Annotated in this window: 24 protein-coding genes; 13 read left to right on the forward strand and 11 right to left on the reverse strand. The window is 57.3% G+C overall.

What is annotated here, in order from left to right; all coding sequences use genetic code 11:
• Positions 1 to 8: 8 nt before the first annotated feature.
• The 4 genes from ACR0JR_RS13745 (at position 9) to rarD (ending at position 5,501) form a co-directional block, all read left to right on the forward strand.
• The gene (locus ACR0JR_RS13745; protein ID WP_480456616.1) at positions 9 to 902 is read left to right on the forward strand and encodes a homocysteine S-methyltransferase family protein; all 894 of its coding nucleotides are present in this window, start codon (positions 9 to 11) and stop codon (positions 900 to 902) included.
• Between the two features lie 9 nt (positions 903 to 911).
• Positions 912 to 1,892 carry a GlxA family transcriptional regulator gene (locus ACR0JR_RS13750; protein ID WP_319545407.1) on the forward strand — a complete coding sequence of 327 codons (981 nt, stop codon included), beginning with the start codon at positions 912 to 914 and terminating at the stop codon, positions 1,890 to 1,892.
• 89 nt (positions 1,893 to 1,981) lie between these two features.
• On the forward strand, positions 1,982 to 4,435 hold the full coding sequence (locus tag ACR0JR_RS13755) for a GcvT family protein (protein WP_480456618.1): 2,454 nt from the start codon (positions 1,982 to 1,984) through the stop codon (positions 4,433 to 4,435).
• 160 nt (positions 4,436 to 4,595) lie between these two features.
• On the forward strand, positions 4,596 to 5,501 hold the full coding sequence (gene rarD, locus ACR0JR_RS13760) for an EamA family transporter RarD (RefSeq protein WP_480456620.1): 906 nt from the start codon (positions 4,596 to 4,598) through the stop codon (positions 5,499 to 5,501).
• Here the strand turns inward: rarD and ACR0JR_RS13765 are convergent.
• A complete protein-coding gene (locus tag ACR0JR_RS13765; RefSeq protein ID WP_480456621.1) occupies positions 5,492 to 6,127 on the reverse strand; it encodes an SGNH/GDSL hydrolase family protein in 636 nt (211 codons plus the stop codon). The genes rarD and ACR0JR_RS13765 overlap by 10 nt on opposite strands.
• A 77-nt stretch (positions 6,128 to 6,204) precedes the next feature.
• On the reverse strand, positions 6,205 to 6,615 hold the full coding sequence (locus ACR0JR_RS13770; RefSeq protein WP_480456623.1) for a nuclear transport factor 2 family protein: 411 nt from the start codon (positions 6,613 to 6,615) through the stop codon (positions 6,205 to 6,207).
• Positions 6,616 to 6,712: 97 nt separating this feature from the next.
• On the opposite strand from ACR0JR_RS13770, the gene ACR0JR_RS13775 reads away from it, so the two are divergent.
• Entirely contained in the window at positions 6,713 to 7,360 is a 648-nt protein-coding gene (locus ACR0JR_RS13775; protein WP_319545403.1) for an RluA family pseudouridine synthase, read from the forward strand.
• Here the strand turns inward: ACR0JR_RS13775 and ACR0JR_RS13780 are convergent.
• Positions 7,357 to 7,554: a hypothetical protein gene (locus ACR0JR_RS13780; protein ID WP_010440872.1), complete on the reverse strand. Its 198-nt coding sequence runs from the start codon at positions 7,552 to 7,554 to the stop codon at positions 7,357 to 7,359. The two genes, ACR0JR_RS13775 and ACR0JR_RS13780, sit on opposite strands and share 4 nt — an antisense overlap.
• A 104-nt stretch (positions 7,555 to 7,658) precedes the next feature.
• Between ACR0JR_RS13780 and ACR0JR_RS13785 the strand changes: the two genes are divergently transcribed.
• From ACR0JR_RS13785 to ACR0JR_RS13795, 3 genes are all read left to right on the forward strand, one after another.
• Complete coding sequence (locus ACR0JR_RS13785) at positions 7,659 to 8,351, forward strand: helix-turn-helix transcriptional regulator (RefSeq protein WP_319545402.1); 693 nt, start codon at positions 7,659 to 7,661, stop codon at positions 8,349 to 8,351.
• Between the two features lie 118 nt (positions 8,352 to 8,469).
• A complete protein-coding gene (locus ACR0JR_RS13790) occupies positions 8,470 to 9,141 on the forward strand; it encodes a YiaD family glycine zipper/OmpA-like lipoprotein (protein ID WP_480456625.1) in 672 nt (223 codons plus the stop codon).
• A 96-nt stretch (positions 9,142 to 9,237) separates the two neighbouring features.
• The gene (locus ACR0JR_RS13795; RefSeq protein WP_480456626.1) at positions 9,238 to 9,780 is read left to right on the forward strand and encodes an NADPH-dependent FMN reductase; all 543 of its coding nucleotides are present in this window, start codon (positions 9,238 to 9,240) and stop codon (positions 9,778 to 9,780) included.
• A 3-nt stretch (positions 9,781 to 9,783) separates the two neighbouring features.
• Here the strand turns inward: ACR0JR_RS13795 and ACR0JR_RS13800 are convergent, their stop codons facing one another.
• Together ACR0JR_RS13800 and ACR0JR_RS13805 are read right to left on the reverse strand one after the other, a co-directional pair.
• A complete protein-coding gene (locus tag ACR0JR_RS13800; RefSeq protein WP_480456629.1) occupies positions 9,784 to 10,263 on the reverse strand; it encodes a GNAT family N-acetyltransferase in 480 nt (159 codons plus the stop codon).
• Entirely contained in the window at positions 10,260 to 11,294 is a 1,035-nt protein-coding gene (locus ACR0JR_RS13805; RefSeq protein WP_480456630.1) for an NAD(P)/FAD-dependent oxidoreductase, read from the reverse strand. Before ACR0JR_RS13805 ends, ACR0JR_RS13800 begins: the two co-directional genes overlap by 4 nt.
• 55 nt (positions 11,295 to 11,349) lie before the next feature.
• On the opposite strand from ACR0JR_RS13805, the gene mnmC2 reads away from it, so the two are divergent.
• The gene (gene mnmC2 / locus ACR0JR_RS13810; RefSeq protein WP_480456631.1) at positions 11,350 to 12,015 is read left to right on the forward strand and encodes a tRNA (5-methylaminomethyl-2-thiouridine)(34)-methyltransferase MnmC2; all 666 of its coding nucleotides are present in this window, start codon (positions 11,350 to 11,352) and stop codon (positions 12,013 to 12,015) included.
• Positions 12,012 to 12,890: a DMT family transporter gene (locus ACR0JR_RS13815; protein ID WP_480456633.1), complete on the forward strand. Its 879-nt coding sequence runs from the start codon at positions 12,012 to 12,014 to the stop codon at positions 12,888 to 12,890. The genes mnmC2 and ACR0JR_RS13815 overlap by 4 nt, the downstream gene beginning before the upstream one ends.
• On the opposite strand, the gene ACR0JR_RS13820 is transcribed toward ACR0JR_RS13815, so the two are convergent.
• Positions 12,855 to 14,828, reverse strand: coding sequence for a lytic transglycosylase domain-containing protein (locus ACR0JR_RS13820; protein WP_480456634.1), 1,974 nt, complete (start codon positions 14,826 to 14,828; stop codon positions 12,855 to 12,857). The genes ACR0JR_RS13815 and ACR0JR_RS13820 overlap by 36 nt on opposite strands.
• Positions 14,829 to 14,950: 122 nt before the next feature.
• On the opposite strand from ACR0JR_RS13820, the gene dapA reads away from it, so the two are divergent.
• Positions 14,951 to 15,823, forward strand: a complete 873-nt coding sequence (dapA, locus tag ACR0JR_RS13825) for a 4-hydroxy-tetrahydrodipicolinate synthase (protein WP_480456635.1) — start codon at positions 14,951 to 14,953, stop codon at positions 15,821 to 15,823.
• A 132-nt stretch (positions 15,824 to 15,955) separates the two neighbouring features.
• On the opposite strand, the gene ACR0JR_RS13830 is transcribed toward dapA, so the two are convergent.
• The 5 genes from ACR0JR_RS13830 to pdxR form a co-directional block, all read right to left on the reverse strand.
• Positions 15,956 to 16,843: a dimethyl sulfoxide reductase anchor subunit family protein gene (locus ACR0JR_RS13830; protein WP_010440886.1), complete on the reverse strand. Its 888-nt coding sequence runs from the start codon at positions 16,841 to 16,843 to the stop codon at positions 15,956 to 15,958.
• Positions 16,843 to 17,592 (reverse strand): 4Fe-4S dicluster domain-containing protein, encoded by a 750-nt coding sequence (locus tag ACR0JR_RS13835; protein WP_170545147.1) that lies wholly within the window; start codon positions 17,590 to 17,592, stop codon positions 16,843 to 16,845. Before ACR0JR_RS13835 ends, ACR0JR_RS13830 begins: the two co-directional genes overlap by 1 nt.
• The gene (locus ACR0JR_RS13840; RefSeq protein ID WP_480456636.1) at positions 17,589 to 20,405 is read right to left on the reverse strand and encodes a molybdopterin oxidoreductase family protein; all 2,817 of its coding nucleotides are present in this window, start codon (positions 20,403 to 20,405) and stop codon (positions 17,589 to 17,591) included. The genes ACR0JR_RS13835 and ACR0JR_RS13840 overlap by 4 nt, the downstream gene beginning before the upstream one ends.
• Before the next feature lie 169 nt (positions 20,406 to 20,574).
• Positions 20,575 to 22,350 carry a sulfoacetaldehyde acetyltransferase gene (gene xsc, locus ACR0JR_RS13845; RefSeq protein WP_010440889.1) on the reverse strand — a complete coding sequence of 592 codons (1,776 nt, stop codon included), beginning with the start codon at positions 22,348 to 22,350 and terminating at the stop codon, positions 20,575 to 20,577.
• A gap of 124 nt (positions 22,351 to 22,474) precedes the next feature.
• A complete protein-coding gene (gene pdxR / locus ACR0JR_RS13850; RefSeq protein WP_480456637.1) occupies positions 22,475 to 23,935 on the reverse strand; it encodes a MocR-like pyridoxine biosynthesis transcription factor PdxR in 1,461 nt (486 codons plus the stop codon).
• A 125-nt stretch (positions 23,936 to 24,060) separates the two neighbouring features.
• Between pdxR and ACR0JR_RS13855 the strand changes: the two genes are divergently transcribed.
• Together ACR0JR_RS13855 and ACR0JR_RS13860 are read left to right on the forward strand one after the other, a co-directional pair.
• Positions 24,061 to 24,369, forward strand: a complete 309-nt coding sequence (locus ACR0JR_RS13855) for an ArsR/SmtB family transcription factor (RefSeq protein WP_170476167.1) — start codon at positions 24,061 to 24,063, stop codon at positions 24,367 to 24,369.
• Entirely contained in the window at positions 24,362 to 25,393 is a 1,032-nt protein-coding gene (locus tag ACR0JR_RS13860) for a permease (RefSeq protein ID WP_480456638.1), read from the forward strand. Before ACR0JR_RS13855 ends, ACR0JR_RS13860 begins: the two co-directional genes overlap by 8 nt.
• Positions 25,394 to 25,407: the final 14 nt, after the last annotated feature.

Raw genomic sequence — 25,407 nt, forward strand, 5'->3', positions numbered from 1 at the left:
GAGAATAAATGGCTGATATTACGCTTTTGGATGGTTCGATCGGGCAGGAGTTGGTGAAGTTGAGCGGTGACAAGCCGACGCCACTTTGGTCAACACGCGTGATGATCGACAAACCCGAACTTGTGGCGGAGGTTCACGCCGCCTATTTCCGCAGCGGTGCAACGATCGCTACGACAAACACCTACGCAATACACCGCTCACGTTTGGTTCGTGAGGGGATCGAAGATCAGATGCCCAATCTCATTGACGCTGCCTTGTCACAGGCCGAACTGGCGCGCTGTGGCACCAGCGGGCGGATCGCAGGCGCGCTTGGCCCGTTATTGGCCAGCTATCGGCCCGATCTGAACCCCGACCCCGCAGATGCCGCCGCGAAATTCGCCGAGCTGGCTGCAATGATGTCGGACCGGGTCGAATTTTTTCTGATCGAAACAGTATGCTCGGTGCAGGAAGCCGAAGGTGCGCTGCGCGGAACCGAGAACTGTGGGAAACCCGTCTGGCTTGCCCTGTCGGTCATGGACGAGGACGGAACTCGCCTGCGTTCAGGCGAACCACTGGGGGACATTGCCCCTCTTGTTACGCGCTATGCACCCGAGGCGGTGCTGATCAACTGTTCACGCCCCGAAGCGATTCCGGCGGCTTTGGATGTCATCGCAATGTTGGATCGCCCGTACGGGGCCTATGCCAACGGCTTTACAGGCATCAAAGAAGGCTTTCTGGAAGATGCCCCAACGGTTGATGCCTTGGAAAGCCGCCATGACCTAGGCCCTGATGCCTATGCACGGCACGCGATGGGTTGGGTGGCGCAGGGCGCTACGATTGTTGGTGGTTGCTGCGAAGTCGGGCCGGACCACATCAAAACACTCGCCGAGAATTTACGTGCGGCCGGACACATAATCGTCTGAGGGACCTAGATGCCTGTCCGGACCAAATCTGACCAACAGCAGGATCGCGTCCAGTACCATTTTGACATTCTGGTTGCGTCGGGTTTCGTATTGCTCGAACTGGCATCGCTGGTTGAGGTATTGCGCTTAGCGAACCGTGTATGTGCCCACCCGCCGTTCACATTCACTTATCGGTCACGAAAAGGAGGGCCGGTGGAAAGCAGCAGCGGAGCGACAGTATCGACCGACACCGTCCCGGTGCAACCGAATGCGAATTATCTGTTTGTGATCGGAAACTCAGACCCGGATCAGCCCGAACTCTCTCTGGGCCGTGTCGTGCGCGACTATACGTTTCGAGGCGCTCAGGTATTTTTGTTGGCTGAAGCTGCAAGCCGGTATATCGACGAAAATAGCGCTGATCATATGGCAACCCACTGGGAAAATGCCTCTTTCCTGCGCGAACGTGGTGCTCGGTTTGAGGCCAAGCTATCTATCGCCACCGAGCAAGGTTCGGTTGTCACCTGCGCTGGCATGGAGGCAACCACAGATATCGCGCTGGCCGTGATCGGGCGGCATATCTCAGGTGCGGCCAAGATGACGGTTGCCGACATTATGCTGCATGAAAACATCCGTGACTTTTCATCCATGCAGCCTTTTTCCGGCACCCGGACAACGGCCACTGGTGATGAGAAACTGGACCAGTGCATCAAGCTGATGCAGGCGAACATCGAGGAACCTCTGCCGATCAAACAGATCGTTGACATATTGCACGTATCGAACCGCTCTCTTGAGCGAAAATTCAAAGCAATTTTTGGAACCACGCCAAACGGGTTCTACCGGGAAATGCGACTGGCCAAAGCTAACAACCTGCTTCTGAATACGACGATGAGCGTGCGGGAAATCGGGCTGGTTTGCGGTTTTCCAAACGGATTTTCATCCGTCTACAAAAGTTTTTTCGGCATCACACCTTTTGTTCTGAGACGCCAGAAAAGACGCCCGGAATATCGGTGATTTTTGTATTTAAGCTGACGCTTTTGATGCTTTTATTGTCGATCCTTCGTGGCATTTTGCAGAAAACCTGAATCAGCGGAGACGTCAGGATGGTTGATCTTCCCACCAAGGCCCGAGTGGTCATCATCGGCGGCGGCGTCATTGGATGTTCGGTTGCGTATCATCTGACCAAGAAAGGTTGGGGCGATGTCGTTCTGTTGGAGCGCAAGCAACTGACCAGCGGTACGACATGGCACGCGGCGGGACTGATCGCGCAGCTGCGCGCGACGGCGAACATGACCAAACTGGCCAAGTACAGCCAGGAACTATACGGCGCGCTTGAAGAAGAGACCGGTGTTGCCACTGGGTTCAAGCGCTGCGGATCGATCACGGTCGCTTTGACCGACGAGCGTAAGGAAGAGATCTATCGTCAGGCCGCTATGGCCCGCGCTTTCGGGGTGGAGGTCGAAGAGATCGGCAATGACCGTGTGCAAGAGCTGTATCCCCATCTGAACCTGGAAGGGGTTAAAGGGGCAGTTTACCTGCCATTGGACGGGCAAGGTGATCCGGCAAATATCGCTCTGGCTTTGGCCAAAGGCGCGCGTCAGCGCGGTGGTATCGTCAAGGAACGTGTGAAAGTCACCGACATCGTCAAGCAGGGCCGTCAAGTGACGGGCGTTGATTGGGTCGCAGATGATGGCGGCGCTTCGGGCCATATCGAGTGCGACATGGTGGTGAACTGCGCAGGGATGTGGGGCCACGAGGTTGGCAAGATGGCAGGTGTGAACGTACCGCTTCACGCTTGCGAGCATTTCTATATCGTCACCGAGGGGATCGACGGTCTGACCCAATTGCCCGTGCTGCGCGTGCCAGACGAATGCGCCTACTACAAAGAGGATGCAGGGAAAATCCTGCTGGGCGCGTTTGAGCCGAACGCCAAGCCCTGGGCAATGAACGGCATCCCTGACAGTTTCGAATTTGACCAATTGCCTGAAGATTTCGACCATTTCGAACCGATACTCGAAGCAGCCTGCAATCGGATGCCAATGCTGGCCGAGGCCGGGATTCACACGTTCTTCAATGGTCCTGAATCCTTTACACCGGACGACGCCTATCATCTGGGCCTTGCACCCGAGATGGACAATGTCTGGGTCGCGGCCGGGTTCAACTCAATCGGTATTCAGTCGGCGGGCGGGGCTGGCATGGCACTGGCCGAATGGATGGATTCGGGTGAAAAGCCATTTGATCTGGGCGATGTGGACATCAGCCGCATGCAGCCCTTTCAGGGCAATAAACAATACCTCTTTGAGCGTTCGAAAGAAACGCTTGGCCTGCTTTACGCTGACCATTACCCCTACCGCCAAAAGGCTACCGCACGGGGCGTCCGTCGGACACCATTTCACCATCATCTGCTGGAACAGGGTGCGGTCATGGGCGAAATTGCCGGGTGGGAGCGCGCTAACTGGTTTGCCAATGACGGACAGGAACGTGAATACCAATATAGTTGGAAGCGCCAGAATTGGTTTGAAAACGCGGCCGCAGAACACCGCGCAGTGCGCGAAAATGTAGGCATGTACGACATGTCGTCCTTCGGCAAAATCCGTGTCGAAGGGCCGGATGCCGAGAAATTCATGAACTATATTGGTGGCGGCGATTATTCGGTGCCCAATGGTAAGATCGTCTATACCCAGTTCCTAAACCGCGCTGGTGGTATCGAAGCCGACGTGACCGTCACGCGCCTGACCGAGACCGCCTATCTGGTCGTCACCCCAGCGGCGACCCGTCTGGCGGATCAGACCTGGATGATGCGTTATGCGGTCAATTTCAACGTCGTCGTCACGGATGTCACCTCAGGCGAAGGCGTTCTGGCTGTCATGGGGCCAAATGCCCGCGCACTTCTGGAAAAGGTTTCACCAGCGGATTTCTCGAACGCGACCAACCCCTTTGGCACCGCGCAGGAGATTGAGATCGGTATGGGCCTCGCCCGTGCCCACCGCGTGACATATGTGGGCGAGCTTGGGTGGGAGATCTATGTTTCATCCGACATGGCGGGTCACGTGTTCGAAACGCTGCATGAGGCCGGTCAGGATATGAACCTGAAGCTTTGTGGTATGCACATGATGGACAGCTGCCGTATCGAGAAGGGCTTCCGCCATTTTGGACATGACATCACCTGTGAAGATCACGTGGTCGATGCAGGATTGGGCTTTGCCGTCAAAGTGGATAAGGGCGGTGATTTCATTGGGCGAGAGGCGGTTATAGCCCGCAAAGAAAGCGGGCCTCAAAACCGTTTGGTCCAGTTCAAGCTGACCGACCCCGAGCCGCTGTTGTTCCACAATGAGCCGATCATACGCGATGGAGAATATGTGGGGTATCTCAGTTCTGGCAACTATGGCCATACACTCGGCGGCGCGATTGGTCTGGGCTATGTACCCTGCCAAGGCGAGAAAGCGGCAGATGTTCTGGCTTCGAGCTATGAAATAGACGTTTGCGGCGTGAAAGTGAAAGCTGAGGCATCGCTCAAACCGATGTACGACCCAAAGTCCGAACGCGTAAAAGTATAGCCAAACTGTCGGGGCGCTGTGGCGCCCCGAATTGTTTGTTTGGCCTGCCTGTTTCAGATGAAACATATCAGGATTCCTGATGACCGGCTTCACAGTTTTGATGGTTCCCAAGCCCGTCTGATTTGCCGTAGAGAAATACAGTATCAGTCGGAGACCCATCGTGGCAGAGACCCCTGTAACGCCAAACAACACGGATACGCCCAAAGGGCTTGTGCTGGCCGTATTGGCCTATGTCCTTTGGGGCTTCCTGCCGCTGTACATGAAGGCGATGGAACATATCGGCCCGATAGAGGTCGTTGCACATCGCGTCATCTGGTCGGTTCCGGTGGCTGGGTTGCTGTTGGTTGCGCTTGGGCGTACCGGTGATCTTAAAGCTGCACTTCGCAATCCGAAGATGTTGGGCATGGCAGCGCTGACTGCGGCTTTGATTTCGGTGAACTGGGCGATTTATGTTTGGGCGATTTCATCTGGCCACGCGCTGGATGCGGCACTTGGCTACTATATGAATCCTTTGTTCAGTATTGCGCTCGGGGCGATCCTGCTACGCGAACCCTTAACCCGTACACAATTGGTCGCAGTCGGGCTGGCCGCATTGGGCGTGTTGGTTCTAGTGTTTCAAGCCGGAAGCCTGCCTTGGGCTGCTTTGGGGTTGATGGTCAGTTGGGGATTCTATGCATTCTTCAAACGCTCTCTTCCGATTGGACCCAATCAGGGATTTTTGCTTGAAGTCCTGATCCTGCTTATCCCGGCTTTGGCCTATGTTACATGGTTGGGCGCAAGCGGAACGGGGCATTTTGGGGCGGCTGCGTCAGACACTTTGTTGCTGGCAGGTGCGGGTATCGTAACAGCCGTACCCTTGTTGATCTATGCAAACGGGGCAAAATTGGTACGCCTGTCGACCATGGGCATATTACAGTACATCGCGCCCACTATGATCTTTATCACTGCGATCACCCTGTTCGGAGAACATATTGACCAGGCAAGAATGATTGCCTTCCCTTTGATTTGGTCCGGGTTGGTCGTGTATTCGATTCCGATGATCCGGCAGATACGGTCTCAGGCCTGACGAATAAGTCGAGTGATTTCGGCAGCCCAGATCGCATAGGTTTTAGGGTTTGGATGGTATCCATCCGGGGCGGCGAGGGACGGATCGTCGGGAAGATTCAATGACAGATGGGAAACCTGCGGGAAACCAGCAGCCACCTTTTGCAATCCTCGGTCCAGCCGCGCGGCCTGTTGCCCCAATACCCATGCCAAGGGCTGAGGCAAGGCTGGGAATCGCGCCATCTGGGGAACGGCCGTCACGATTACATTTCGTGCTCCGATTTGCCCGGTCAGCAAGGCCAGAAGGCGTGCTTGCTGATCTTCAAAGCGTTGTGCGGTCACGGCACGGGTCACGTCATTCACGCCAAGGGCCGTCACCACCACATCAAATTGGTCTTTTAGTCTCTGCAATCGGTCGATTGTATCTTGCGTGGTATATCCGGTCGCAGCTTCCAACCGCCATTCTACGGTGTGGTGTGTTGCCAGTAGGCTGACCAATTGCCCCGACAGCGCTTGTTTTTGCGTGCCTGCGCCTACACCGGCGGCCGAGCTGTCCCCGGCAATCAACAAGCGCAATCGTGGACCGCGCCCTTCACGCCCTTCGCGAGGACCTTCTGGTTCAGGCAGCAAGTGAGCATTGCGTCGCACAGAGTGGCCCTGAACAGCCAGTACGGGCAATAACGGGACGCGGAGAATTTGGTCCGCAGCAACAGGGAAAGGCATCTTCAGTTCAGCGCATCCTTGAATTTCAGAAAACGCGCATCTTTCATGACCCGCGCCATCATGGCTTCACGCAGGGCGCCGACACTCTTGTAAGGGCGCATGACAACTTCGAAATCTTGAATGAGGCCATCAGCGTTCAAAGTGATCAAATCAACCCCGACTGCGTCCAGATCTCCGACCTTGCATTGAAACTCCAACGCCCAATCGTTGCCGTCACCCATGATCCGGCGATACCGAAAATCCGAGAATACCTGACCTACATGACCCAGAACCGCCGCAACCGGTTCACGCCCTGTCCAGGTGCTATAATAGGTTGGGGGCAAAAACCGCACGTCCTCTGCCAGCAATTCGTGGATCAGGCTTTCATCGCCCTTGGCGACAACGTCCTGCATTCGTTTGATCGTCGGGTGCATGCCATCTTCCTTCTTGTTGACCCGAGAGTTGCTGAACCGTTTCGTTCAAGCAAGGACGACGTTGCGGGAGGTGACGGGCTGGGATAGTCAGGCGCGCATGAGCGAGACCTATGATCCCCCGCAAACACCTCTGGACGTGCTGTATGAAGACACACAGCTGATCGTGGTGAACAAGCCATCGGGTTTGCTGTCTGTGCCCGGACGGGGGGAGCATCTGGCCGATTGCCTGCTGACCCGTGTCCAGGCCGCGTTTCCTCAGGCTCTGCTGGTGCACCGTTTGGATCGGGACACATCGGGTGTCATGGTTTTTGCCCAGACAGCGCACGCGCAGCGGCATCTGGGGCTGCAGTTTGAAAACCGTCAGACCCGTAAGACCTATATCGCCCGTGTTTGGGGACAGGTCGAAGCGAAAACGGGGACTGTGGATTTGCCTTTGATCGTTGATTGGCCCAATCGCCCACGCCAGATGGTGTGCCACGAGACGGGAAAGCCAGCGATCACCGAATGGCGTGTTGTGAAATACGAAGGTCAGTCGACCCGTATCCGCCTGTTTCCCAAAACCGGGCGATCGCATCAATTGCGTGTACACATGCGGGCGCTGGGCCATCCGATCCTAGGTGATCCATTTTACGCGGACGGCGCAGCGCGCGATTTTCCGAGGCTAATGCTGCATTCTGAAGAATTGCGACTGAAAAACCCAGAAGGCGGTGTATCAATGAAATTCCGCGCCCCAGCTGAGTTCTAAACTTCGGCGGTGCTGGTCCACAACATCTTCAGATTACCTAAGGAAAACCGCTTGGTACGTTTGATGGGTCGCGCGGCTTTGCATTCTCGGGCAGCAGCCAGCTCGCGCTCGATTTCGAAGCCGCGTAATACGTGATCCTGAGACCAGCGATCCAACTTCAAAGTCATCATGATGTGATTGTCGAGATAAGGCATGGGCAGTCTCCTGATTGGTGTTTGACCTATCTTCGCTCAACACTCCTGACACCGCCTTGTCAGTGGGGTGTGCTAAGTTGTCAGCAGATCGCAAGGAGCTTCTGATGCGCCGTTCAACCCGTCTGTTCGAAATCATACAGATTTTGCGTGCTGCCGAGACACCTGTGACTGCTGATGCACTGGCTGCAAAGCTCGAGGTATCGGTGCGTACTGTCTATCGTGATATCGCTGCGTTGCAGGCGCAGCGCACGCCCATCGAGGGTGAGGCGGGTGTCGGATATCTGATGCGGCGGGGATATGATTTGCCGCCACTGAATTTTGACGCAGAAGAGGTTGAGGCCCTTTGGGTCGGTCTTTCGATGTTGGCACGTACGGGCGACAGCACCTTGCAGCAAGCCGCAGACAGGGTGTGTCGCAAGATCGAAGCGTTACGGGTGCCTGCGGATTGGCTGCAGGTTGCTCCATGGGGGGCTCCTATGGATGATCCTGAAAAGGGGTGTGTGCCAGTCGTAAACTATCGAGAAGCGATCAGGGCTGAACAAAAGATCCGCATCACCTATGTGAATTCGGAAGGTGAACGCAGCGAACGAACGGTGCGACCCGTTGCCCTGATCTACCACATTGAATGCACAATGTTGGCCGCTTGGTGCGAGCTGAGAAATGGGTTCCGCCACTTCCGCACCGATCGGATTTGGGCCTGCGAATTGACGGAAGATCACTTTTGTGGGCAGGGAGAGCCATTGCGCGCGATCTGGCAGGAGCAAAATCACTGGAGCGACCCTGTCGGAGCGGACTAAATGGCGGGTATTCGCCGATCTCACCCAATTGTTGCTTGAGGCCTATTGTTCTCACCATGTTATACTCCGCGCAACGAAGCAAACCCGGTGAACGGGTACGTGAGCAGAAGGTGAATTTATGACGATTTCCAAATGTGTACTAACAGCCGGGCTGTGTTCGGCGTTTTTTTTGGCGGCGTGTACCGACCCCGGCACTCTAACCGTGCAAGAAGATCCCAATAAAAATGCGAAACAAGGCGCATTGCTTGGGGGGCTGATCGGTGCGGGTGTGGGCGCAATCGCTAATGATTCAGATCCGTTGCTGGGGGCGCTGGCCGGCGGTGCGATCGGTGCTGCAGGCGGTGGTGTAATTGGCAACCAGCTTGACCGGCAGGCGGCTGAGTTACGGCAACAGCTGGCCAATGACGGCATCACTATCGTCAACGCGGGTGACCGCCTGATCGTTACAGTACCGAATGATATCACCTTCGACACAGATAGCTCCACCGTGCGTCCGGCCCTCCGCGCTGATCTGGTGAAGGTTGGACAGAACCTGGTTAACTACCCGAACTCGAACGTGCAGATCATTGGTCATACCGACAGCGACGGAGAGGCGTCATACAACCTGGGTCTGTCCGAGCGTCGCGCGAATGCCGTCGCCGATATTCTGCAGGCCAACGGCGTAAGCTTTTCCCGCATCACGACCGTAGGGCAGGGCGAAAACAATCCGATTGCGTCGAACCTGACACCGGAAGGAAAAGCCCAGAACCGACGGGTTGAGATTGTGGTCGTTCCCAGCGGCAATACCTGACCGGATGTTTCGCGCACAGTGACTGCGCGTCATGTGGGCTTTGGTTCAGGATCATCCCGGGCTAACTAGGGGGAAACACCACAGCGGAGTTTCCCCATGTCCGAACCGATCCTTCTTGGCCTTTCCGGCTCACTGCGAAGAGAGGCGACCAATCGCAAGCTTCTTCGCGAGGCTGCCCGCTTATTTGATGCCGGCACGTTCATCGAGGCAGATTTGAATCTGCCTCTTTATGACGGCGATGTTGAGGTTGGTGAGGGTATCCCCGAAGCGGTACATGTGTTGGCTGATCAGATTGCGCAGGCTCATGCGGTGATCATTTCGACGCCGGAATACAACAAGGGGCCCTCGGGTGTTCTGAAAAACGCGCTGGATTGGGTTAGCCGGACCAGCGGCAAGCCTTGGATGGATAAGCCTGTGGCAGTCATGTCTGCTGCAGCCGGCCGTGCCGGCGGTGAGCGGGCTCAGATGATCCTGCGGTCTTTCATGGTTCCTTTTCAGCCTCGCATTCTGCAGGGGCCTGAATTGCATTTGGCCGACAGTTCAAACGAATTCGATAGTGAAGGACGATTGTCTAATGAGCGCTACGAAAACACACTGAACACGCTGATGAAGAAGCTGCGGGCCGAAGCCGGGTTTTGAACTTCAGCCCAACCTTTTTTGCATGGTAATTGAGGTCGGTCGATCAAAGCCCGGATGGGCCGTCTCACCGGTCTTTGAGAATCCGAGCCGGGCAAAAGTCGCGTGGTTTTCGACGAGCTCGACCCGGGACTGTAGTTCCAGTATGTCAAACCCGTACCTGCGTGCTTGGACCTGAGCTTGTTCGATTAGTATACGGGCCAGACCGCGACCGCGCTGGCGAAGGTCTACAGCCAGTTTGCTAAGATATAATCGACCCGGTTTGGGTGTCAGAAAAACAACAGCATCGGGGCGGTCTCCGATCACCCAAATCTCGCCCTCATCGATCTGCCTGCGCAGACTGTCCAGAGTTAGGCGGTGCATCGAAGAAGGCGGATCAATACGACCTTCCATATACGCAAAGCTTTCACGGATCAGGCGTAATACCTCAGGCAGCACAAGGCTGTCGCGGTTCAGTCGTGTGGGTTCAGAGTATGCGGTGTTCACAGCGACGCCTCGGGGCGAAAACCATCAGGAACTGCATCGCGATTGTCGAGAATCAGGTCGGCGATGACCTCAGCTACCTTCGGGGCCATGCCAAAGCCGATTTTGAAGCCACCATTTGCGATAAATTGTCCTTTGTGCAACGGATGTGCACCCAGCATTGGCGCGCGGCTCTTGCTGCGCGGGCGAACACCGGCCCAACGCTCAATCACCTCGGCCCCGTGCAGCACCGGCACTGCCCGCATCGCGCGATCCAGCAGCTCTTCCAATGCCGCATCCGTGCTGGTTGGGTCATCATACTCACGCTCGGACGTTGAACCGATGGCGAGTGTGCCATCCGTATGGGGTACAAAGTGAATAGCATCAGCAAACAGCTGCGGGACGGCACCCGCATCAAATCGCAATAGCGCCGCCTGTCCCTTGACGCCATTACCGACCGTTTTGCCAAATGCTGCGCTGAGTTCCTGCAGGCCTGCAAGCCCTGTCGCGTGGACGACTTGCCCTTTGTCGGGAGCATCTGTGGTGACCTCGACCCCCATTACCGCGAGCGCCGCAACCAATGCGGCGCAGGCACGCCGAGGGTGCATGCGCGCACTAAGCGTATCATGAATAACAAATCCTGTCGGGCTGGGCGGGCACCACGCGCCGATCTTTTCCAACGCTCTGACGTTCCAGTCGGCCTGTCCCTGCCAGAGTTCCTTGGCCGTTAGTTCGCGTGCGCGGGCCAAGTCTAATGTCCGAGCATCTGCAATGGGTTGCAGCCGGCCAAGCCGCGCGTATCCTGGTGACACCCCGCCTGTGGCCTCGACATGCTTCCAGAACGGTTCGGCCATGATGAGGCTTTCGAACTGAAACGCTTTTTTAGCGTTCCAGTTTTCGGGGACGTGTGGGGCCAACGCGCCGACCAAGCCGCCGCTGGAGCCCGCCCCGGGGCCAAAGGGATCAACGATCTGGACTTTGGCGCCGCGTCTTGCGCAGGTCCAGGCGATCGATAGGCCAAATATCCCTGCGCCGCGCACCGTCACATCGACCATTGCCAATCCCCTTTTCCTTGTTCAGTGTCGCGCCGCTTAGCTACAGGATTCCCCGATGGCAGACCAGCGTGCCGAACTCACTTGGACAGAGGATCAGATTCCGGTCTCTGATCGGTTCGATGATCCCTACTACTCGTTGCAAAACGGGTTGGAAGAAACGCGACATGTGTTTCTGGCCGGGAATAATCTGCCCGTGCGCTTTGCACCGGGATTTCATATCGCCGAGCTTGGCTTTGGCACCGGGTTGAACCTATTGACCGTCTGGTCGGCCTGGGAAGCAGCGGGTCAGACCACACCTCTGCGGTTCACGAGTTTCGAAGCCTATCCAATGGCGCCCGATGATATGGCGCGCGCTTTGGCGGCCTTTCCCGAGGTGGCGCCGTGGGCTGAGCGCTTTCTAAATGCCTGGAAAGGGCAGAAATGTGTGCTGGATACATTGCATCTTGAAGTCATGGTCGGAGACGCGCGTGAGACATTGCCCAATTGGGATGACACTGCAGATGCGTGGTTTCTGGATGGCTTCTCACCGGCGAAGAACCCCGAACTGTGGGGCGCTGACCTGATGCAGCAGGTTGCTGATCACACGGCCCAAGATGGCACTGCGGCAACGTATACCGCCGCCGGTTTTGTGCGTCGCGGTTTGACCGATGCGGGGTTCGAGGTGACACGCACCCCCGGTTTTGGTCGCAAGCGGCATATGACGCGGGCGGTGAAGACATGAGTCAGAAAAACAACGTTAACGCTGGCATTGCCTTGATGATCGCAGCAACGATTGTCTTTGCGTTACAGGACGGGATCTCACGGCATCTGGCGGGCACCTACAACACCTACATGGTTGTGATGATCCGGTACTGGTTCTTTGCCGCTTTCGTGATTGCCGTCGCTGCAAGGTCAACAGGGGGGCTGCGGACGGCGGCGAAAACCGAGCAGTTCGGGCTGCAGATTTTCCGTGGCCTTTTGCTGGCCGGTGAGATTTGCGTGGCAGTTTTCAGTTTCACCATTCTGGGGCTGATCGAAAGTCAGGCAGTTTTCATTTGTTATCCGCTGTTGATCGCCGCCCTCAGCGGCCCTGTTTTGGGCGAGAAAGTCGGCTGGCGCCGCTGGGCCGCCATCGGTGTCGGTTGCATCGGCGTCCTGATAATCCTCCAGCCCGGTGCGGGAGTGTTCAACCCCTGGGCCGTGGTGCCATTGATCTCGGCATTCATGTTCGCGGTCTACGGCCTTCTGACTCGATACGCTGCACGGCGCGACAGTACCGCGACCAGCTTTTTCTGGACCGGCGTGGCTGGCGCAGTCGCAATGACGGCTGTTGGCGTCTGGTTCTGGGAACCGATGGCCAGAACCGACTGGCTATGGATGGGTCTGCTCTGCATCACAGGAGCGCTGGGGCATTGGCTGTTGATCAAATGCTATGAGATGGCCGAGGCCAGCGCAGTGCAACCTTTCGCCTATTTCCATCTGATGTGGAGCGCCATTCTGGGCATCACGATCTTCCACGAAACGCTGCGCCCTGAGGTGGTTCTGGGCGCAGCAATCGTGATTGCCGCAGGTCTGTTCACCCTATGGCGCGAAAGACGAAAGAGTCGAGCCGGTTAGCTCCTGTGAGAATGGCACCGGGAGCGCTGGCTGACCTAGCCGCGCGCGATAGACCGGTAGGCTTTCAGCGACGCGCATCACATAGTTGCGCGTTTCCTTGAACGGGATGGTTTCGATCCAGTCGATCACGTCCACCTGACCCCGACGCGGATCTCCGTAGCGTTCCATCCACGAGATTGGACGCCTTGGCCCGGCGTTGTAACCAGCGGCCATCATTACAACATTGCCATTGAAGTCCTCGGCTAGTGTCGCAAGATAATTCGCCCCTAGTTTAGCGTTATACTGCCAGTCCGTGGTCAAACGCCCCGTCTTGTGCCCTCCCAGTATGCCCAGATCTTGCGCCACAAGTTTGGCAGTGGCTGGCATAACCTGCATCAAGCCACGCGCACCCGCACCGCTGATAACAACTGGATCGAACTCGCTTTCACGGCGGGCAATTGCAAGTGTCATCTCCTTCGCCATGGGCAGGCCCATATCAGCCACCGGATGCACCGGGTAATAGGCGGCAGGCAAAACCATGCCGGTGGTCGCAGCTCGTTTGGCGATCATAACGGCCAGATGCGGCTCATTCAGTTCGATTACGAGATCACCTAACTGAGCGGCTTGCGTTTGATCGAGGCTCTCCACCAGATGGGTCAGGAAACGCTCAGACAGGTTACCCTCGCCAGCGCGCAGCAACAGCAACCCAGCCTCAAGCACGCTGGATTCCGCAAACGCGGCCTGTTTCCAATGCGGTGCACGGCGTGGACTAGCCAATTCGCTGTCAAACGGACGGCCGATCTGCTCTGCAGCGAGCAATCCGTAGAACGAGGTCTGATAGTTTGCGCCTTCTGCATAGGCCTCGTGCGCCTTGTCCGCATCACCTTGCGCCGCGTGGGCACGACCCAGCCAATATCCACCGCGACCCTTCGAGATCGGCGATTGCACGGCACCCGAGAAATTCTGGAAATGCCGTACTGCTGTGGCCGGATCATTCAGTTTGCGCAGGGCCAGAAATCCGGAAAGCCATTCCAGATCTGCATAGCCATAGCCCATTTCAGGCGTCATGTGATGATTTGCGGCAATCGCATAGGCGCGCTCTGCATCACCGGCACGCATCTCGAGCCGCGCCAGCCGACGCCGGCCTTCCGCCCATTTGTCAGGCTCGCCCAGCGACTTTGGTCCGGTGGAACGCGCCAGCATCAGATCAATGGCACTGTCGTCCAGTTCCTTTCGATCCCGCCATACGAAGCGATCAAAGGCCAGACCAGGATCCTTGGCCAACGAACCGGGTACAGCGGCGACCTTGCCGTCCACACCATTTTCGCGTTTTTGCAAAGCAATGCGTGCCTCAGCCAGTTTGCGATAGTCGGCATCGACAAGGGGCAGCATCTGCCCTGCACTGACCAAATGCCCGTCCCACAGCATCCGGTCCAATCGCGCCTCGTGATGCGGTTTCAGGAGTTTGCTAAAGTTCTCCAGGTAGCTCTTTTGCAGACCTGACCCCATCGGCATTGTCCGCCACGCCGTTACGATGTCGGCTTCGGCCTCACCGTTGCGGCCTTTGCTTTTCAATGCCACGGCATAGTTCAACGCGCCTTCGGCGGTTTGCGGAGGCATCCCCTCGTAGAAATTCAGAACCCGATCCGGATCGGCTGCGGTGAACGATGGCTCGCTCTTACGGCGCAACCAGGCCAGACCGGGCCAATCCGGACGCCGCTCCAGAAATACCAGCACGTCACCCGAGCTGCCAAAACCCTCGCGCAACCAATGCCAGACAATGATGTCCCGCGCCACCGATCCACGGTGACCTGCCACGCGCAGCGCGGCATTCCAGTCGCCCTTGCGCATCTCATAGAGCCCCGCGCGCAAATCCTGCGTCGCATCCGCCCGAGTGGCCTGCGGCTGTAGCACCAACGCCAGAATCATCGCTATTCCAAGCGACAGAATACGTCTCATCCCTTGCATTCCCCAACAAACCAAGGATACAGCCATGCAGGATAAACCTTGCGCCGCCGGGATCAACTCACAAACCCTTAATCGTGACGGACCGGTGCGCAAAAACACCTAAGGAGCGTTCCATGTTTAAAGGCTCGATGCCAGCCCTGGTCACCCCGTTCAGCAACGGCGCGTTGGACCTGGATACGCTCAAACACCTGGTCGAATGGCAAATTCAGCAAGGTTCGACCGGACTGGTACCGGTTGGTACGACCGGCGAAAGCCCGACGCTCAGCCATGAAGAGCATGAAACGGTGATTGCCGAGGTGGTCAAAGCCGCCGCAGGTCGCGTTCCTGTCATCGCTGGTGCCGGGTCCAACAACACGGTCGAGGCCATACGGTTCGTTCAATTCGCACAGAAAATTGGTGCGGATGCGGCGCTGGTTGTAACACCCTATTACAATAAGCCGACCCAGAAAGGGCTGCTGGCGCATTTCCAAACTCTGCATGACAGCGCCGATATCCCGATTATCATCTACAACATCCCGGGTCGTTCGGTCATCGACATGACCCCACCAACGATGGGCGAACTGGCGAAACTGCCCCGCATAGTCGGGGTCAAGGACGCGACCGGCGATCTTGCACGCGTCAGCCAGCAGCGCGCGAGCTGCGGGGCCGATTTCTGTCAGCTGTCCGGGGAAGACGCGACAGCACTTGGCTTCAACGCTCATGGCGGAGTGGGCTGCATCTCGGTCACCGCAAACGTGGCCCCGAAGCTCTGTGCCGAATTCCAGCAGGCCACGTTGGCGGGCGATTATGCAAAAGCATTGGATTATCAGGACCTGCTGATGCCGCTGCACGAAGCGATCTTCATCGAGCCTGGCTTGGTCGGCGCAAAATACGCGCTCAACAAACTTGGCCTATGCAGCACCGAAGTGCGTTCGCCTTTGACCGATCTGGAAGACAGCACCAAAGCCACTATTGAAGCCGCAATGGCGCACGCTGGACTAATCTGAAGTCAACATACAGAATCGCAAGGGCGGCCTCGAAGATCGAGTGCCGCCCTTTTCAATTCGGGATCCAAACTTCATCTGGCTAAAAATATCTCGGGGGAGGCGCGGCTTGCCGCGACGGGGGCAGAGCCCCCATCAGCGCTTGCCGTAGTACAACCCGACCACATGCTCTGCTTGCGCAAAGAACAACCAGCGTGAAACCGCGACGCCGGTCAGATGTGACATGACAGCAAACAAAGCTAGGATGTGTTTCAGGACAACGCCATCTGCTGGAAGGATAAGCAGCAGGATCGGCAACACGAAGGCCAGCGCGAAAGAGATGGCCCGCAGCTTTTGCGCGTGTTTGCGCCCGACCACATGCACGAATTCCCGCAGCAGATAGTTTGTACCGGTATGTGGCGGCTCGAACGCACGCACCGTGCCACGATTGCCAAGGCCGGTTGCGGTGCCCAGATCGGTACCAGCGTTTTGAAACGCATTGTCGCCCATGACCCAGTAAATCAGTTGCACAATGGCGGCGACGACCAGCAGCGTGGGTGCAATACTTTCCGCACCAGCCAGCAACGCGCCGCCGGCAAGGCTGAAAGTGATGAACATCGCCGGGGTCGCCCACATATTCCAGCGCGGGATGGTTTTGAGCTGGGTGTAAATCATCGAGGTCGTGAAGACCGTTGCGAGACTAAGGATGGAGCCGACAACCCCGAGAAGCGTCCACTGCTGCCCAAGGAAAATCACGCCGATGGCATAAAGCCCCATCACCGACAAAGCTGCAACGGCGCAGACGCCTTCTCGGCTGAGCCAACTTGTTTTCCACTGGCTAAAGGCTTTCCATGCCCTTTCCGGGTGGCCGAGGTGGAAAGTAGAGGCCAGCAGCCCACCGATGGCCAGCGCAAAGGCGATGGCGAAGAACACGAAAGCGGTGATGCCCGAGACGTCAGGGGTGCCAAAGCCCAGAAAGTACAGCAGGCCAAAGCCGAGGCCGGACAGTGTGGTAAAGATGATAACGGAAGGGGCCGGGTGCATCAGAGCTTCTCCAGGGTCTTGTCGAGCCAGCCAAGGAAACCCTTGGGCTCTTCGGCGACCGGGGCCAGCAGAGGGGCCAGAATGTCGATCTGCTCCTCAATCTTGTCCTTGGGTCGGGGTGGCAGATATTTGTTGACGGGTTTGGTGCCCATTTCGGGCATCAGGTCCATACCGTCACGTTCGGCGACCAGCTTGCTGACATCGCTGTCAGGATCCCCGAGGTCTCCAAAATGACGCGCGCCCGCCGGGCAGGTGCGCACGCAAGAGGGTACACGATCCACTTCGGGCAGGTTTTCGTTGTAGATTCGATCGACGCAAAGGGTGCATTTCTTCATCACACCTTCGGCCTGATCCAATTCGCGCGCACCATAGGGGCATGACCAGGCGCAAAGGCCACAGCCGATACAGTCGCTTTCGTTAACGAGAACGATACCGTCCTCAGCCCGCTTATAGCTGGCGCCGGTTGGGCAGACCGTGACGCAGGGCGCGTCTTCGCAATGCAGGCATGATTTGGGGAAGTGGATCAGTTGGGCGTGCCCTTCCGCTGGCTGCACCTCGTAGGAATGCACGCGGTTGAGGAAAGTACCCGAGGGGTTTGCGCCATACGCATCCTGATCTGAAAGAGGTGCACCATAATTCTCGGTGTTCCAGCCTTTGCAAGAGATCACACAGGCATGGCATCCGACGCAGGTGTCCAAATCGATGACCAGACCCATTTTGCGGTCGGTAGATGTGGGGAGTTGGGTCATTTTCCTACCTTCCACGCCAGATTTTTGGGACCGGTGCCAACCGGGGATTTTATCGGATCGAACTCGGGTTGGCTTTCGGCGTCGCTTGGTGCGGCGGCTTTTTCGATCTTTACCTTCAGATCGAACCAGGCGGCCTGACCGGTGATCGGATCAGAGTTTGCCCAGCGCAGACCGTCACCTTTGGGGGGCAGCAGCTCGTGGATCAGGTGGTTGAGCAGGAAACCCTTGGTGGCCTCGGGGGCGTCTTCCTGCAAGGCCCAAGCTCCTTTGCGCTTTCCGATGGCGTTCCAAGTCCACACTGTATTGTCGTTCAGCGCGGCCATCTCCATGACGGGAACCGTGATCTCGCCATGTGGAGAGCTGACTTTGGCCCAGTCGCCGTCTTGCAGCCCGTGTTCACGCATCAGCTTGGTCGGGACGTAAAGCGGGTTGCGCCCATGTAGTTGCCGCAGCCAGGCGTTTTGAGTGCCCCAGCTGTGGTACATCGCCATGGGGCGCTGGGTCAGAGCGTTGACGGTGAAGCCTTCGTTGCCGGTTTGATCGGTTTCGTACCAGATGGGCAGAGGGTCCATAGTCTCTTGGATCCGCGCGCGCAGGTGATCTGGGGGTTGGCGTTCCCCGTGGCCTTCGGCGGCTAGTTGGAATTTGCGCATCGGCTCGGAATAGAGCTGGAAGAGGTAGGGCTGCGGGCTGTCATAGATACCCATGCCAACAGCCCAATCCTGATAGGCGTTGTTCCAGGGCTTATAATAGTCGGCCCCTTCGGGGATATGGGCCACGTAGAAACCGCCGTTTTCGATATAGCGGACCAACTGGTCCGGGTTGACCTCGCCACGGCCTTCCTTGTCGCCGTTTTCGCCCCGGAAACCAGCCAATGGCCCGATGCCGGGTTTGCGCTCGTGATTCACAATGTAGTCGGCGTAATCCGTCCACTTGGCGCTGCCGTCCTCGTTGGTAAAGCCAGGCAGGCCCATGCGATTGGCGAGATCAATCAAAACCGACTGGAAGCCGCGCACATCGCGATCGGGTTCGATCACGGGCCAGCGGATCGCATCTGCGGCGGCCTCGGCTTCGCAGATCGGGCGGTCCAGCAGCGAGATACAGTCGTGGCGTTCCAGATAGGTGGTGTCGGGCAGGATCAGGTCAGCGTAAGCCACCATTTCCGAGCTGTAGGCGTCGGAATAGATGATATGCGGGATCACGTATTCGCCGTTCTCATCCTTGTCCGTCAGCATCTCCATGACACCTTTGGTGTTCATGGTCGAATTCCAGGACATGTTGGCCATATACATGAACAGCGTGTCGATCTTGTAGGGATCGCCCGCATGGGCGTTCGAGATCACCATATGCATCAGCCCGTGGCTGGACATCGGGTTTTCCCATGTAAACGCTTTGTCGATCCGCGCTGGGCTGCCGTCTTCTTTAAGCGCGAGATGCTCGGGGCCGCGGACAAATCCCAGATGCGGCCCGTCCAGGGGTGTATTCGGCGTCACCTTACAATGCGGGGTCGGATGCGCTTCGACCGGCTTGGGGTAGGGTGGCTTGAAGCGGAAACCGCCGGGGACTTCGACGGTCCCAAGCAGGATCTGCAACACATGCAGGGCGCGGCAGGTCTGGAAGCCGTTCGCGTGGGCCGAGACGCCGCGCATCGAGTGCATCGCGACGGGGCGACCGATCATCTTCGAGTGTTTCTCGCCCCGGAAATCGATCCATTCATGGTCCAGTTCGAAGGCTTCATCAAAGGCCACACGGGCCAGTTCGGCTGCGATCGCTCGAATACGGGTCGCAGGTACGCCGCATTTATCGGCGATTGCCTCGGGTGCGTATTCGTCGGCCAGATAGCGTTCTGCCATCTGGTGGAAAACCGGACGGTGCGTGACCCCATCTTTCTCGTAGGTTGCCGAGAGATCAGGCCGCACACCCGGTTTGTCGAACGCAGTCAACTCGCCGGTTTTGCGATCAATGACCAGCGGTTTGCCGTCGTCGTCTTTCAGGAACAGACCTTTTTCCGGGCCTTCGGATGCGTTGATCAAGACCGGTGCGTTGGTGTAGCGGCTGAGGTAATCCAGATCAATTTTACCGGCCTTCATGAGCACATGGATCAGCGACACGATGAACAGGCCGTCGGTTCCGGGGGTGATGCCGACCCAATCATCAGCCACCGCGTTGTATCCCGAGCGGATCGGGTTGACCCCGATCACACGCGCGCCGCGGGCCTTGATTTTGCCGATGCCCATCTTAATGGGGTTTGAATCGTGGTCCTCTGCCACACCAAACAGCATGAACAGCTTGGTGTGATCCCAGTCGGGCTGACCGAACTCCCAGAATGCGCCGCCCATCGTGTAGATGCCACCGGCTGCCATGTTCACCGAGCAGAACCCGCCGTGCGCCGCGTAATTGCATGTTCCGAAATTCTGCGCCCAGAAGCTGGTGAAACTCTGACTTTGGTCACGGCCTGTAAAAAAGGCCAGTTTCTCGGGATTGTCTTCGCGGACCGGTTTCAGCCAACCGACTGCTATGTCTAAGGCCTCATCCCAGCTGATTTCCTCGAACTCACCCGAACCGCGCGGTCCAACCCGTTTGAGCGGTGCGCGCAGCCGCGACGGTGCGTTCACCTGCATGATCCCCGCGCTGCCTTTGGCGCAAAGCACCCCTTTGTTCACCGGATGATCCCGGTTGCCTTCAATATAGGCGACCTTTCCATCCTTCATGTGCACGTTGATACCGCAGCGGCAGGCGCACATGTAGCAGGTGGTGCGGCGAATCTCATCTGACACAGGCGGGGATAGGTTGAGGTTTGGTTGTTGGTTCACGTTATCTCTCTCCCTGTGGCGAATCGCCTTGGTGCCTGCGCGTGTTGAACGCTCTGGAGCGTAGGAACGCGGGGCTTAACCACTCAGAGGAAGAGAGCGCGAAAGCCTCTTCCTCTGCTTTTGTTTGACGGACCGGTTGAACCCGGTCCGGACTTTGATTTTACAGCGATCAAACCTGCTGTGGTCGCATGTCAGCCGCGTCGATACCGGCAACTTCAACTGGCTTCTTCATCGCGTCACGGCGGAAGGGTTCACCCAGTTCCTGGTTGATCATTGCTTCGATCAGTGTGGTGATGCCGTTCTTCTGGTCTTCGATCGCCTGGCTCAGCGCAGCGGTTAACTCGTCCTGAGTGCGTGCGATGACGCCTTTCAGGCCGCACGCATTGGCGATGCCAGCATAAGACACTTTGGTGTCCAGCTCTGTGCCGACGAAGTTGTCATCGAACCACAGGGTTGAGTTACGTTTTTCCGCACCCCACTGATAGTTGCGGAACACAACCTGGGTGATGGCGGGCCATTCTTCGCGGCCGATCGCGGTCAGTTCGGTGACTGCGATGCCGAAGGCACCATCACCCGAGAAACCGACAACAGGTACATCCGGGCAGCCGATCTTGGCGCCGATGACCGAGGGCAGACCATAGCCACAGGGGCCGAACAGGCCGGGGGCCAGATATTTGCGGCCTTCTTCGAACGAAGGGTAGGCGTTGCCGATGGCGCAGTTGTTGCCGATGTCGGACGAGATGATCGCCTCTTTTGGCAGAGCGGACTGGATCGCGCGCCATGCTTTACGGGGGCTCAGCCAATCCGGCTTGGCAGCGCGTGCGCGTTCGTTCCAGGTGGTACCCGGATCGTCCTGCTCGTGATCCATCGAGGTCAGTTCTTGCGCCCAGCGCGACTTGGTTTCAGCGATCTTCGCTTTGCGCGCATCACGACCTTCGTCACCGGCTGTATCAGACAGCTGGTTCAGAATGTTGGTGGCAACAGTTGCCGCATCGCCCACGATACCAACCGAAACCTTCTTGGTCAGGCCGATACGGTCAGGGTTGATGTCGACCTGAATGATCTTCGCGTCCGCCGGCCAGTACTCCATGCCGTAACCCGGCAGAGTCGAGAACGGGTTCAGGCGGGTGCCGAGGCACAGAACAACGTCTGCTTCCTTGATCAACTGCATACCGGCTTTCGAGCCGTTATAGCCCAGCGGGCCAGCGAAAAGCGGGTGCGAGCCAGGGAATGCGTCGTTGTGCTGGTAACCAACGCAAACCGGAGCGTCCAGACGCTCGGCCAGTGCTTTCGACGCTTCGATGCCGCCATTCGACAGAACTGTGCCTGCACCGTTTAGGATGACAGGGTTCTTTGCGTTCGACAGCAGCGCGGCAGCTTCGGACACAGCCGTTGCGCCACCCGAAGGCAGCTCGAATTCAACAACAGCCGGCAGATCGATGTCGATGACCTGAGTGAAGAAGTCGCGCGGGACGTTTATCTGCGCAGGGGCCGACGCGCGTTTGGCGTTCATGATGACGCGGCTCAGCACTTCGGCCATACGGCTGGGGTCACGCACTTCTTCCTGGTAGCAAACGCAGTCTGCGAACATGCGCATCTGCTCCATCTCTTGGAAACCGCCCTGACCCATGGTCTTGTTGGCAGCTTGCGGGGTGACCAGCAGCAGCGGGGTGTGGTTCCAGTAAGCAGTCTTAACAGCGGTGACAAAGTTGGTGATGCCGGGGCCGTTCTGGGCGATCATCATCGACATCTTGCCGGTCGCGCGGGTGTAGCCATCAGCCATCATTCCGCCCGAACCTTCGTGCGCGCAATCCCAAAAAGTGATACCAGCTTTCTCAAAAATGTCAGAAATTGGCATCATCGCAGAACCGATGATTCCGAACGCATGTTCGATGCCATGCATCTGCAGGGTTTTTACAAAGGCTTCTTCGGTGGTCATCTTCATCTGCGTAATCTCCGATCATAGATGGCGGGACCAGGGTTAGGGACCCGGTTTTCTGGTCGGTTTTGGCGTACGGGTGTCTGTGGCGTTAGGGCCAGAACTGGTGGTGACTTAGGTCCAGTACGCCTCAAGACTGACGAATAGTCTCAGCGATTTGCTGGATGCCGGGTCCGATACGCGCTGACGAAATCGCAGAATACCCCAATCGATAGTAGTTCTGCGGTCGGTTCGTGCCTGAAAAGAAGGGCTCGCCCGGTTCAATGTGGACGCTTTGGCGCTGCAGATCGCTTGCCAGTTTCGTCGTGTCGATACGTTCTGGTGCCTGCATCCAGATCGAGGAGCCGCCAAGCATGCCGCGACCTGCCACCGTCAGGCCATACTGCTTGATCGCTTCTTCAATTGCTTCTCGTCGGCGTTGCAGTGTTTTGGACATACGCCTGATCTGCGCGTCGTAGTGACCGAGCGACAGAAAATAGGCTGCTGTGCGCTGCATGTGGCCAGGAGGGTGGCGTAGCACGAGTGACCGGAGTGCTCGTGCTTCGCGGATAAAGGGCTCGGAACCGACCATGTAACCCAGACGAAGCCCCGGAAACAGAGATTTTGAGAAGCTGCCCACATAGATCACCCGCCCGTCCCGATCCATCGATCGCAGCGCTGGCGACGGGGCACCCAGAAATGACATCTCGAACTCATAGTCATCCTCGACAATCATCGCGTCCAATTCCCGGGCGCGGCTCAAAAGGGCATTGCGGCGATCAACCGGCATCGTTGCGGTGGTAGGGCACTGGTGGCTGGGAGTGGTGAAAATTACGTCAGTATCATCCGGTATCGTATCTGGGAGCAAACCCTCACGATCTACCTTCAAATAGGATAGCTGGCAGTCTGAGTGGATCAGAAGATCACGCAAGGCGTAATAGCAGGGATCCTCAATCGCGGCTCTTCGATTCCGGTTAAGCAAAATGCGCGAGGCCAGCCAAAGTGCGTTCTGAGCACCCAGAGTGATCAAGATCTCCTCGGGCCGAGCCACGATGCCTCTGCGTGGCAGAGTGTGTCTTGCAATGAATTCAAGTAGCAGAGGATCATCCTGGTCGACATAGTCCCCGGTCAATGAATGGAAATCTTTGTGTCCAAGCGCCCTTACTGCACAGAGGCGCCAGTTTGCGTGGTCGAACAGTTTTCTGTCGACCTGACCATAGATGAACGGATAGCGGTAATCGCGCCAGTTGCTAGGCTTGGTCAATACATCGCCATCCGAAAAACGGCGGGCAAAGGCACGGTCCCAGTCTACATTCTCGTTATCACGCCGAACCGGGGCATAGGTTGGCGGCACCGGAGCGTTTTCCGACACATAGTATCCCGACCGGCCTTTGGCGGTCAGATAATCGTTTGCCAGAAGCTCAGTGTAGGCAAGGGTAACGGTAATCCGGCTGACACCCAGATGAGCCGCAAGTTTGCGAGACGAGGGCAGTTTCTCGCCAACATGAAAACGCCCTGAAAGAATGCCTTCGGCGATCAGCTGCTGAAGCTGCGCCTGCAACGTGCCTTGCCCGTTGCGCTCAAGAAAGAACGTGTCGACCGAAATGCCCATAGCGTCGTTATAGGCTGGACTTAAGTTGGAAGCAATCTGGACTTATAGCCATTCGCATCTGTTTGGTTGACGTTGGTTGGTTATTGAGCTATATAACTATAAAACTAGTTATATGGAGAAAGCTTGTGTGGGAAGAAGCCGCTGCCGGTTTTTCGGCCATGGGGTCCGAAGCCCGGCTGAAAGTTCTGAAAACGTTGGTGCGCGCCGGCGAGACCGGGCTGACTGTCGGAGAAATCCAGTCTCGTACGGGCATCGCGCCGTCGACATTGGCGCATCATCTGCGGTTTCTCGCTGCTGGTGGTGTTGTTGAACAAGAAAAGATCGGGCGCACTACAATCAATCGGGCGTGCTTTGATGAGTTGAGAAATCTTGCGCAGTTCATCCTCAGCGAATGCTGTGCAGATGAGGTAGAAAAGGCCGCGAACGATGGCTGAGTTGACCCAAAACCCCAAACCCTCGGCGAGAAATCTGGTCAGTCTGATCAAAACGCCGTGGGCGCTGATCGTGGTCATCCTGGTGCTGGTGGCCGTTCTTGACCCAAGTAACTGGGCCGAAATCGTGACATTTGCCGGTAAGGCACTTGCGCATACAGGGCAATACATCCTGTTTGCCGTTTTGCTGCTGTCCTACCTCAAGGCAACCGGAGCTGAAGTGATGGTAGCCCGTGCGTTTGAAGGGCGTGAGACGCGGATGATCTTTCTTGCTGCCTTGTTTGGCGGACTGGCGCCCTTTTGTTCCTGCGAAGTCATCCCGTTCATCGCGGGATTGTTGGCTCTGGGTGCGCCCTTATCGGCAGTCATGGCATTCTGGCTCAGTTCCCCGCTTATCGACCCGCCGACATTGCTTATCACAGCTGGTGCGTTGGGCTGGCCATTTGCGATCGGCAAAGCCGTGGCCGCCGTTGCCTTGGGGCTGTTCGGCGGATTCGCAGTACGCGCCCTGATGAAGGGCGGCGCGTTCGCACAGCCGTTGCGCGAATACAAACCAGCGGGATGCTGTGGATGCGGACCAAAGAAGGATGACAAGCCCGTATGGCAGTTCTGGAAGGAGCCTGAACGCCGCTCGCGTTTTCGGGCTGAGTTTGTTCACAACGGTCTATTCCTGCTGAAATGGCTGGCATTTGCTTACGTACTCGAAGCACTGCTGGTCAGCTATGTTCCAGCGGACCTGATTGCCAGAGTTGTCGGTGGTGAAGGCGTTGTTCCCATCGTTGTCGCAGCATTGGTCGGAATGCCGGCCTATCTGAACTCTTACGTAGCGCCACCGCTGCTGGCTGGCCTTATGGAACAAGGTATGAGCGCTGGTGCTGCGATGTCATTCATGGTGGCTGGAGCCGTCAGTTCAATCCCCGCAATGGCGGCGGTGTGGTCGCTGGTCAAACCTCGCGTATTCGCAACCTATCTGGGGCTGGGCATCAGCGGGGCCATCATCGCAGGCATCGCATTCCAGGTGATCTGAATGGAAAACCGCCC

The sequence above is a fragment of the Ruegeria sp. AA3 genome (assembly GCF_056542905.1).